The organism is Pseudomonas synxantha, from assembly GCF_900105675.1.
GTDB classification, from domain to species: domain Bacteria; phylum Pseudomonadota; class Gammaproteobacteria; order Pseudomonadales; family Pseudomonadaceae; genus Aquipseudomonas; species Aquipseudomonas synxantha.
The window spans coordinates 1,455,494-1,465,609 of the sequence record NZ_LT629786.1 but is presented as its reverse complement, the minus strand read 5'-3'; the positions used below and the strand labels follow the sequence as shown (position 1 = coordinate 1,465,609).

The window sequence follows — 10,116 nt, the reverse complement described above, 5'->3', positions numbered from 1 at the left end:
GGGCTTAGCTCAGTTGCTCACACAAAAAGTGACTACTCGCGGCCCTGGATGTCGGATGGAATGCCAATACACGCGTAGCGACCAGTAGATAAGCGACTTCTTCATCGGACATGAATGCCATGCCTCCGATGATTTCGAAGGCGCGCGTGCTAATGCGATTTACGGCTTCCTGCACCGCAAACCTTGTCGCCTGTGCACGCGCCAAGTCACGACGCAAAAAACGATTTTCGTCTATCGAAACAGCCAAGCCACGCAGCGCCATCGTGGCGCCTTGCAGGTCAGTGAGCAGCAGGGCCCGATCATCCGGCGAACCTTTATGAGATGACAATGCCCGCCTGGCCAAAGCTGATGCCATCCCCAGATAGGAAGCCGAAGCCAGCAGCTGAAACCAGATAGCAAACAAGTGGTTACCCGTTCCTTGTTGATCATCATCCAGCTGATCATCCACGACTTTACTGAAATACATCATGGACTCGGGAACCAATAGATTATTGAACATGACTTCGTGACTGTCTGCCGCCTGCAAATGCGGTACAGACCAGAACTTTTTCCGTTCGATACTTGAATCGCCAGCAAAACCCACGCCTATGCCCAGATGAGTCTGTCCATCAGGATCAATGTAATTAACCCCGAACGTGATTGCGTCAAAGTGATGGGTCATCGTGCAGGGTTTCTTGCTTCCATTCACAACGTAGCCATGGGCTGTTTTCTCAACAGCCATGGTTGATTCTAGAATATCAGCGTGTGCCCGCCCTTCTGCAAATCCAGAGGCAACTAATAGGTTGTCGCGCGCAACGGCGCTTAATAGCCCCTGAATATCAGGCAAGAAAGAACTGGCCGCCATCACTCCGGCGACTGTGTGGTGATGCATGGTCATCATCACCGCCAGTGAGGGGCAATGTGCACCGACCCAGGTGTGTAATTGCGCCAAACTGACCGCACTGACGCCCCCACCAGCCAGCGTCGTTGCGACCGCAAGCCCTGGCTGGCCAATCGTTCTAAACATATTGGCTAAGCGGTGAGACTCTCCGCGCTCAAGCTCAAGGAGCGACGCGGCTTCAAGAGCGGATGCCATGTGTGGAACCAACTCAAAGGCCACACTTCTTTCTTCGTCTAAAAACATACTAATCAAACCTCGAGCGCTTGATAAAAAGTCCAATACCCAAAGAGTGAATCAATGGATATTTAATAGAGATATTGAGCCAACAACCACTCGCACTGGCCGGACATCAACTGGATGACTTAAAATAATGACGTGCGTAACGGCCATCCAATTTCGACAATGGCAGTAACATGAAAAAATCAGCCGAATGGAAATCAGGATCCCATGCCGGCTCGCCACACACCCAGGCACCACTGCGCAAATAGCCCTTTAACAAAGGCGGCATATGTGCAGTATGTCCAGCCTCACGTTCGTGAACGGGAAATGGCTTATAAGGCGTCACGCGATATTCGGTTGGTGCAAAATTTTTTGGTGTGAAGGAGTGGTACAAGGCGGCAGCATTGTGACCACCATCAGCCAAACTCACGCTGGCACAACCGACTAAATAATCACATTGCTCGCGCCGCATATACATGGCCAGCCCGGACCACAACATCATGATGACGCTACCCGTACGATAGTCAGGATGAACGCAAGCATGTCCCGCTTCAATAATGCGAGACTTTAAATAATCCAGCCGACTCAGATCAAATTCTTTCTCTGAATAATAGCGCCCCATGCGCTGCGCAGCCGTAGGTCCCATTACACGATAGGTACCCACCACGCACGACGTTGCGGTATCACGAACAATCAAATGATCGCAACACTCATCAAACTCGTCGACATTTAATTCCTCAGCATTAGCCAACGCAGGTGCACTGAAAGCTTCAGTGAACACCTTATAACGAAGTGCCTGTGCTTCGCGCACTTGTTCCTGACTACTTGCAAGGCCAACGACTAACTTACCAAGCTTAATCTTCTCACTTGAGTCCGTATGACTGGGCTCCTTCTGCAAACTCATGCATATCCCCTTTTAACAGCAATTCGAAAAGCCGAGCAGCAGATAAAACCTACCCGACTTTTTAGAAGTGCTCTGTAGGGGAACTCTGAAAGGCCACTGACTTTAGCGGTTTCGTTACTTGAAACGAAAAAAAGCAATGAAACGCCAGTATTTTTCGTGAAGCGTCTAAGGCTGAGGGCTTTTGAACGTCCTGATGTGCGTCGCCAACGCTGACAGCGCTTTATCATCCGCCCGCACAGAATCATGCGATGAAATATAGCCTTCATACATCTCGAAAAACTTATCAACCTTTGAGCTCAACGGCTTGAACGCACTGTCCTGACCCGTTCCATGCATGGGAAACAACTTCGCATGCAGGTGATCCACCCCATACCCTTCCAGGATCATCCCCGTACGCGCCACATCAGGAAATGCGCGGTCGATCTGCTGTGCGGTTTTCTTTGCTGCGACCGCGAGCCCTGCCAACACTTCATCCGACTGCGCAAACGCATAGCTGCCGTAATGCTGCTTGGGAATCACCACGCTGAAACCCGGTGTGTTGGGGAAGATCGACAGGAACGCCATATATTGGTCATCCTCCCACAGGATATGGGCCGGGGAGGTTTTGCGGACAATGCTGCAGAAAATACAATCCATTTGAATCACCGCCAGTTTCGTCTTGGGTTTGGTCGTGGCAACCATCTAAAGCTAGGATGGAATGAGCGTCAAACCCTACGGGCATTTTGGGAAATGTCCTAAGACCTGGGTATGCCCGCTGTGCTGAGACAGGAGTTCACCATGGATAAAAACATCATGGTCATCGGCGGCGAGTCCAGCGAAGACATGACGCGCATGACCCGCATCGACGAACATATCGTCGCTTTGTCGGGCAAAACCCAGCCCACGGTGCTCTATATCTCCACCGCCAGTGGCGATGATCGTGCGAAGATTGCCGACTTCACGCTCAAATACCAAAGCGCCGGCTGCACCGTTGTGCCATTGACGTTTTTCATTCCGCCTTTTCCAGCCCCGGGTCATGTTGCCGCGCTGTTTGAACAGGCTGACATCATCTACGTGGCCGGCGGCAACACCCGAGCCTTGCTGGCCATCTGGCGTGAATTTGACGTGGCCGCCCTTTTGAAGCAAGCCCAGGAACACGGCAAAGTGCTTTGCGGCGTCAGTGCCGGCGCCATCTGCTGGTTCGACCATGGGCATTCCGACTCAGGCGGCGTATATGCGCTGGTCGACGGGCTGGGTTTTCTCCCTGGCGCGCTGTGCCCGCACTTCAGCTCAGAGGCGGGGAGAGAATCTTCGTTTGTTAAACTGGTTCGACTTAAAAACATACACCCCGCCTACGCGCTGGATGATGGCGTTGCCCTGCATTTCAAGAACGGTGAATACCACGCGACTGTTCATAACTACACGACTGGTAGTGCATATAAACTCAGCAGCACTTCGGAGCCCATTGCAAGGAAACGCCCTACAGCTCTTTAGGGTTGCCGCTCAGAAAATGGCCGCCTAATCTTTGGCGGTCGCTGCAATTCAGCGACCGGGTTTCGCAGCTCGGTTAAACTCTAGACGCACAGTGTCCACCTAAAGAAGCAGCCCTAAATTGAACGGTGTTCAAAGGTAGAAGTGATGAGGGATGCCGCTATGTTGGTACAAGTAGCCCCCCCTTTTACCGTCAGCTATTGAACACCCGCAAGCACGAACAACGTAAAGCACCGTGACATATTTTCCAAAGAAACATCCTACGTCCGCGCCAGAAACCCTCTCTTCTTTGTAGTCAACGATTGACCCATAGTCTTCTCTTTGGTGCCCGATACTCCATTGAGCGTTTCTAGCGGGCACACCTTCCACTCAAACGTAAATCGAATTCACGCACAGCCGCCACCCAAAACTTTACCCTCTCTATACAAGTCAATTAATGGACAATCGGGATGCAATTCGAATATAAGAAATTCTTAGTGACACTAGCACTCATCTCGAATGCAATATACGCTCAAGCCGAACAGACTCACTTATCGACAATCCTAAATATAAAAATGAATGCAACCTATCTCGACATGGATACAGAAACCACGGACTCTTTCGGCGTAAAGCTCATGGCGGCAGTTCGTCTGACGCTTTCGACAGAACACAGTTGTGGCACTTCTAAACTGCATATCACACCGGACTCCATCGGCGTTCCTGTCGAAAATTTCCTAGCAGAAGTTAAGAAAATCAAAAAATACGCTGATGATGGAGCCGCACTATTTATCACACATCACGATTGTGATCGAAAAATACCGATGGCAACCAAATTCGCTACCTGCACGGGTGAAATATGCAGATCACTCACAGATGTGCTAATTGATGGAAAAATGTACCTAGACAAGAATTACCGACCCGTTCCAGCTGCGCGCAGTCTTTTTTTCATAGAGCAACCCCAAACTTATGACCAAAAACTAAAAGCCTGGAAAGTATATATCTACGATAAAAAAACTAAGAAGATTGCGGCCGATGGATTCGTCGACAATGAAGACTATGCTGCGAGCAAATTCATCCATAAATTCCGCACCTTTCATAGCAACGGCATGGTTTCGAGTTCTATTGAAATGAGTGCGCAGGGGCAACGTGAAGGAAAAAGCATTGTTCGCCACAAAAACGGAAAAATTGAAAAATCCATAAATTACAATAACGGAATTATCACTGACGGCGAGTACATAACTTACGACCTGACAGGAAAAATCAAGATCCGTGAGCATTATGTAAATGGAGTGCTAAATGGCCCAAGAGTCAAACTGTACGCTAACGGAAATCCTGAATCCATGGAAAAGTACTTAGACGGCAGTCGCTCAGGAATATCAAATTATTACTATGAAGACGGCACACTAAAAAATATACAAGATTATGACCGTGGGCAGTTGGATGGCTGGGACGTCAAATATTTCGCAAACGGCGAGACCGAATCACAAACACTCTATAAAAATCAGCGCATTAGAATAAGCCACGAATGGAACATTGACGGCATAAAAGTCAGTCAATGGGAACAAGACGAAAATCATAACCGCCAAGGCGACGACATAGAATGGTATGACAACGGACAAAAAAGAAAGCACTCAATCTATAAAGATGGAAAACTTCATGGAAAGATGCAAGGTTGGTCTGAGGATGGAACTCAACTTTATTCTACCGAATACGCACACGGCGAGAGAAACGGACAATCACGGCAGTGGGGCCGAGACGGGACGTTGATAGAAGACTGCCAATACCAAGCAGGAAAAATTTCAGAGCCGTGTTCGGTGAGACCTCCGCTCTGACTATGCAGGTCTTGGACACGAATAGAGGTTTAATTCGAAAAACTTAGCAATATGCAAAAAACGCCCCGAACCAGTCGGGGCGTTTTTTATTCAGCATGCAGCTTTCAACGGTCAGTCAGCCAACCGCCACGTCGTCCCACCCTTCCCGTCTTCCAACACCACACCCATCGCGGTCAGTTGGTCACGGATACGGTCGGATTCCGCCCAGTCTTTACCAGCCCGAGCAGCCAAACGTGCCTGAATCAGCGCATCCACTTGCGCCGCATCCACACGCCCTTCAGCACCGGCTTGCAGGAAGTCATCGGCTTCCATTTGCAACACACCCAGCACGCTCGCCAGTTCTTTCAGGCGCGCCGCCAGGCCCGCCGCTGCGTCGAGATCAGTCTCACGCAAGCGGTTGATCTCACGCACCATCTCGAACAGCACCGCGCAGGCTTCCGGCGTGCCGAAGTCGTCGTTCATGACTTCGGTGAAGCGCGCCACGAACGCCTCGCCGCCGGCCGGATCCACGCAAGGTAAGCCTTTCAATGCGTGGTAGAAACGCTCCAGGGCGCCCTTGGCGTCCTTGAGGTTGTCTTCCGAGTAGTTGATGGCGCTGCGGTAGTGGCTGGACACCAGCAGGTAACGCACCACTTCCGGGTGGTACTTTTCCAGCACGTCGCGGATGGTGAAGAAGTTGTTCAAGGACTTGGACATCTTCTCGCCATTGATGCGGATCATGCCACAGTGCATCCAGGCGTTGGCGTAGGTTTTGCCGGTGGCGGCTTCGCTCTGGGCGATTTCGTTTTCGTGGTGCGGGAACTCCAGGTCGCTGCCGCCGCCATGAATGTCGAAGGTCTCGCCCAGGCAGCAGGTGGACATCACCGAGCACTCGATGTGCCAGCCCGGACGCCCGGCACCCCAAGGCGACTCCCAGCTTGGCTCGCCCGGCTTGGTGGCTTTCCACAGCACGAAATCGAGCGGATCCTGCTTGGCTTCGTCGACTTCGATGCGCGCGCCGATGCGCAGGTCTTCGATCTTCTTGCGCGACAGCTTACCGTAGCCCATGAACTTGGCGACGCGGTAGTACACGTCGCCATTGCCTGGGGCGTAGGCGTAGCCCTTGTCGATCAAGGTCTGGATCATCGCGTGCATGCCGGGGATATGGTCCGTGGCACGCGGCTCCATGTCGGGCTTGAGGATGTTGAGGCGCGCCTCGTCCTCGTGCATGGCGGCGATCATGCGCTCGGTCAGCGCGTCGAACGCCTCGCCGTTTTCGTTGGCGCGGTTGATGATCTTGTCGTCGATGTCGGTGATGTTGCGCACATAGGTCAAGTCATAGCCGCTGAAACGCAACCAGCGGGTCACCAGGTCGAAGGCCACCATGCTGCGGCCGTGGCCGATGTGGCAGTAGTCGTACACGGTCATGCCGCACACGTACATGCGCACCTTGTTGCCATCCAGGGGCTTGAAGACTTCTTTGGTCTTGCTGAGCGTGTTGTAGATCGTTAGCACGATGTTTCCCTTAAGACTTAATCACTGGCCCCACGAATCTCGCAAGGTCACGGTACGGTTGAATACCGGAGCACCAGGTTTCGAGTCCTTGATATCCGCGCAGAAGTAACCTTCGCGCTCGAACTGGAAACGGTCTTCCGGCTGTGCGTCGCCAAGCGATGGCTCGGCACGACAACCAGTGAGCACTTGCAGGGAGTCAGGGTTGATGTTGTCGAGGAAGCTCGCGCTGTCTTCAGCCTTCTCGGGGTTCGGCGAACGGAACAGGCGATCGTACAGGCGCACTTCGCACTCGATGCTGGCGGCGGCCGGCACCCAGTGGACCACGCCCTTGACCTTGCGGCCTTCAGGGTTCTTGCCCAGGGTGTCCGGGTCGTAGGAGCAACGCAGCTCGACGATGTTGCCATCGGCGTCCTTGATCGCTTCGTCAGCGCGGATCACGTAGCTGCCGCGCAGGCGCACTTCGCCGTTCGGCTCCAGGCGCTTGTAGCCCTTGGGCGGCTCTTCCATGAAGTCATCGCGGTCGATGTAGATTTCGCGGGCGAATGGCAATTTGCGCACGCCCAGCTCTCCTTTCTGTGGGTGACGCGGCAGTTCGAGGTTCTCGACCTGGCCTTCCGGGTAGTTGGTGATCACGACTTTCAACGGGCGCAGTACGCACATGGCGCGCGGGGCGTTGGCGTCGAGGTCCTGGCGGATGCTGAACTCCAGCATGCCGTAGTCGACCACGCCGTCGGAACGGTTGGTGCCGACCATCTCACAGAAATTACGGATCGACGCCGGGGTATAGCCACGACGACGGAAGCCCGACAAGGTCGACATGCGTGGGTCGTCCCAGCCATGCACGTGCTTTTCATCCACCAGTTGCTTGAGCTTGCGCTTGCTGGTGATGGTGTAGTTGAGGTTCAGGCGGCTGAACTCGTACTGGCGCGGGTGCGCCGGCACCGGCAGGCTGTCCAGGAACCACTCGTACAGCGGGCGATGGCTTTCGAACTCCAGGGTGCAGATGGAGTGGGTGATGCCTTCGATGGCGTCCGATTGGCCGTGGGTGAAGTCGTAGTTGGGGTAGATGCACCACTTGTCACCGGTCTGGTGGTGGTGGGCATGGCGAATGCGGTACATGATCGGGTCGCGCAGGTTCATGTTCGGCGAGGCCATGTCGATCTTGGCGCGCAGCACGCGGGCGCCGTCCGGGAACTCACCGGCGCGCATACGGTTGAACCAGTCCAGGTTTTCTTCCACCGAACGGTCGCGGAACGGGCTGTTCTTGCCTGGCTCGGTCAGGGTGCCACGGTACTCCTTGGCCTGCTCCGGAGTCAGGTCGTCCACATAGGCCTTGCCAGCCTTGATCAGCTCGACGGCCCAGTCGAACAACTGGTCGAAATACTTGGAGGCGTAGCGCACTTCACCGGACCACTCGAAGCCCAGCCACTTGATGTCGCTTTCGATGGCGTCGATGTATTCCTGGTCTTCCTTGGCCGGGTTGGTGTCGTCGAAACGCAGGTGCGTGACGCCACCGAACTCCTGGGCCAGGCCGAAGTTCACACAGATCGACTTGGCGTGGCCGATGTGCAGGTAGCCGTTGGGCTCTGGCGGGAAGCGGGTGACGATCTGCGTGTGCTTGCCCGAATCCAGGTCCGCCTGGATGATCGGGCGCAGGAAGTTGACCGGGACGGCAGGTCCGGCCTTGGAGTTCGAGGTAGGGTCGACAGTGGGCTTGCTCATAGGATCCTTGAACAGACAGGTTCGTGGCCGGGTCAGGCCAGATAAAACAAAGGGCTTATCATAGCCGAAGCTGTCAACCACCTGACAGAGCGCGGTCGAAAACTGCTGCTTTAATTGCTGCTTTAATGACAAGCGCGGTAAAAAACCACCTCGAAATTCCTGCAAGGCACGCTAAACTGCGCGTCTTGGCCCAAGTTTCGCCAAACCGGTCGTGGCGCCCAGGCGTCCAAACCCACGAATTCCCTGAAAAGAGTAGTGAACATGACTCAAGTCAAACTGACCACCAACCACGGTGACATCGTCATCGAGCTGAACACCGAGAAAGCGCCGATCACCGTCGCCAACTTCATCGAATACGTGAAAGCCGGCCACTACGAAAACACCGTTTTTCACCGTGTCATCGGTAACTTCATGATCCAGGGCGGCGGTTTCGAGCCTGGCATGAAAGAAAAGAAAGACAAGCGCCCAAGCATCCAGAACGAAGCGGACAACGGCCTTTCCAACGACAAGTACACCGTCGCCATGGCGCGTACCATGGAGCCGCATTCGGCCTCCGCGCAGTTCTTCATCAACGTCGCCGACAACAACTTCCTCAACCACAGCGGCAAGAATGTGCAGGGCTGGGGTTATGCCGTATTCGGTAAAGTCACCGCAGGTACTGACGTTGTCGACAAGATCAAAGGCGTGTCCACCACGTCCAAGGCCGGTCACCAGGACGTTCCAGCAGAAGACGTGATCATCGAGAAAGCCGAGATCATCGAAGCGTGATATTGCTGATTTCAGACTTGCATCTGGAAGAGGAACGCCCGGATATTACCCGGGCGTTTCTGGATCTGCTCCACGGCCGCGCCCGTGGCGCCCAGGCGTTGTACATTCTGGGGGACTTCTTTGAAGCCTGGATTGGCGACGATGGCATGACCCCCTTCCAGCGTTCCATCTGTGCGGCGTTGCGTGAACTGAGCGACAGCGGCACCCCGATTTTCATCATGCATGGCAACCGCGATTTCCTGATCGGCAAGGCGTTCTGCAAAGCGGCAGGCGCCACCTTGCTCAAGGACCCGAGTGTCGTGCAATTGTATGGCGAGCCTGTGCTGCTGATGCACGGCGACAGCCTCTGCACCCGCGACCTTGGCTATATGAAGCTGCGGCGCATCCTGCGTAACCCGATTGTGTTGTTTATCCTGCGTCACCTGCCTTTGGGCACACGCCACAGGCTGGCGCGCAAGCTGCGCAGTGAAAGCTCTGCCCAAGTGCGCATGAAGGCCAACGATATTGTCGATGTCACCCCCGAAGAAGTGCCGCGGGTGATGCAGCAGTTCGGCGTGCACACCCTGGTCCACGGCCACACCCACCGCCCGGCGATCCACAAGTTGCAGATTGGCGACCAGGCGGCCAAGCGTATTGTGCTGGGGGACTGGGACAAACAGGGCTGGGCGTTGCAGGTGGATGAGCAAGGATTTCAACTGGCGGCGTTTGACTTCGTCAACCCGCAGTTGGCCTTGCCTGGCGCCTGATTCTCAAACACCACTGCTCAATGTGAACAGAGATTAAACTGTGGGAGGGGGCTTGCTCCCGATGGCGGTGGGTCAGTATCAGATGTGTTGACTGACCCTCCG

General features: G+C 54.3%; 9 protein-coding genes. 4 read left to right on the top strand and 5 right to left on the bottom strand.

Annotated elements, in window-relative coordinates:
* Positions 1-4: 4 nt before the first annotated feature.
* From BLU48_RS06935 to BLU48_RS06925, 3 genes are all read right to left on the bottom strand, one after another.
* Positions 5-1,123 carry an acyl-CoA dehydrogenase family protein gene (locus BLU48_RS06935; RefSeq protein ID WP_057024291.1) on the bottom strand — a complete coding sequence of 373 codons (1,119 nt, stop codon included), beginning with the start codon at positions 1,121-1,123 and terminating at the stop codon, positions 5-7.
* 106 nt (positions 1,124-1,229) lie between these two features.
* The gene (locus BLU48_RS06930; RefSeq protein ID WP_082636697.1) at positions 1,230-2,003 is read right to left on the bottom strand and encodes a GNAT family N-acetyltransferase; all 774 of its coding nucleotides are present in this window, start codon (positions 2,001-2,003) and stop codon (positions 1,230-1,232) included.
* Between the two features lie 165 nt (positions 2,004-2,168).
* Complete coding sequence (locus BLU48_RS06925) at positions 2,169-2,639, bottom strand: HIT family protein (RefSeq protein WP_057024421.1); 471 nt, start codon at positions 2,637-2,639, stop codon at positions 2,169-2,171.
* Positions 2,640-2,780: 141 nt separating this feature from the next.
* Between BLU48_RS06925 and BLU48_RS06920 the strand changes: the two genes are divergently transcribed.
* A complete protein-coding gene (locus BLU48_RS06920) occupies positions 2,781-3,476 on the top strand; it encodes a Type 1 glutamine amidotransferase-like domain-containing protein (protein WP_057024290.1) in 696 nt (231 codons plus the stop codon).
* 446 nt (positions 3,477-3,922) lie between these two features.
* Positions 3,923-5,284, top strand: coding sequence for a toxin-antitoxin system YwqK family antitoxin (locus tag BLU48_RS06915; protein WP_057024289.1), 1,362 nt, complete (start codon positions 3,923-3,925; stop codon positions 5,282-5,284).
* A 111-nt stretch (positions 5,285-5,395) separates the two neighbouring features.
* Here BLU48_RS06915 and cysS read toward each other — a convergent pair whose 3' ends face one another.
* Together cysS and BLU48_RS06905 are read right to left on the bottom strand one after the other, a co-directional pair.
* Positions 5,396-6,778 carry a cysteine--tRNA ligase gene (gene cysS / locus BLU48_RS06910; RefSeq protein ID WP_057024288.1) on the bottom strand — a complete coding sequence of 461 codons (1,383 nt, stop codon included), beginning with the start codon at positions 6,776-6,778 and terminating at the stop codon, positions 5,396-5,398.
* 21 nt (positions 6,779-6,799) lie between these two features.
* Positions 6,800-8,500 carry a glutamine--tRNA ligase/YqeY domain fusion protein gene (locus BLU48_RS06905; protein ID WP_057024287.1) on the bottom strand — a complete coding sequence of 567 codons (1,701 nt, stop codon included), beginning with the start codon at positions 8,498-8,500 and terminating at the stop codon, positions 6,800-6,802.
* Positions 8,501-8,761: 261 nt separating this feature from the next.
* Between BLU48_RS06905 and BLU48_RS06900 the strand changes: the two genes are divergently transcribed.
* Together BLU48_RS06900 and lpxH are read left to right on the top strand one after the other, a co-directional pair.
* On the top strand, positions 8,762-9,268 hold the full coding sequence (locus BLU48_RS06900; protein ID WP_057024286.1) for a peptidylprolyl isomerase: 507 nt from the start codon (positions 8,762-8,764) through the stop codon (positions 9,266-9,268).
* Positions 9,265-10,014, top strand: a complete 750-nt coding sequence (gene lpxH, locus BLU48_RS06895) for a UDP-2,3-diacylglucosamine diphosphatase (protein ID WP_057024285.1) — start codon at positions 9,265-9,267, stop codon at positions 10,012-10,014. The genes BLU48_RS06900 and lpxH overlap by 4 nt, the downstream gene beginning before the upstream one ends.
* The last annotated feature ends 102 nt before the right edge of the window (positions 10,015-10,116 follow it).

Bases quoted from the DNA above. Each gene is read 5' to 3' on its own strand.
- BLU48_RS06935 (WP_057024291.1), bottom strand. From the start codon at position 1,123: ATGTTTTTAGACGAAGAAAGAAGTGTGGCCTTTGAGTTGGTTCCACAC.
- BLU48_RS06920 (WP_057024290.1), top strand. From the start codon at position 2,781: ATGGATAAAAACATCATGGTCATCGGCGGCGAGTCCAGCGAAGACATG.
- BLU48_RS06930 (WP_082636697.1), bottom strand. From the start codon at position 2,003: ATGAGTTTGCAGAAGGAGCCCAGTCATACGGACTCAAGTGAGAAGATT.
- BLU48_RS06905 (WP_057024287.1), bottom strand. From the start codon at position 8,500: ATGAGCAAGCCCACTGTCGACCCTACCTCGAACTCCAAGGCCGGACCT.
- BLU48_RS06915 (WP_057024289.1), top strand. From the start codon at position 3,923: ATGCAATTCGAATATAAGAAATTCTTAGTGACACTAGCACTCATCTCG.
- BLU48_RS06900 (WP_057024286.1), top strand. From the start codon at position 8,762: ATGACTCAAGTCAAACTGACCACCAACCACGGTGACATCGTCATCGAG.
- BLU48_RS06925 (WP_057024421.1), bottom strand. From the start codon at position 2,639: ATGGATTGTATTTTCTGCAGCATTGTCCGCAAAACCTCCCCGGCCCAT.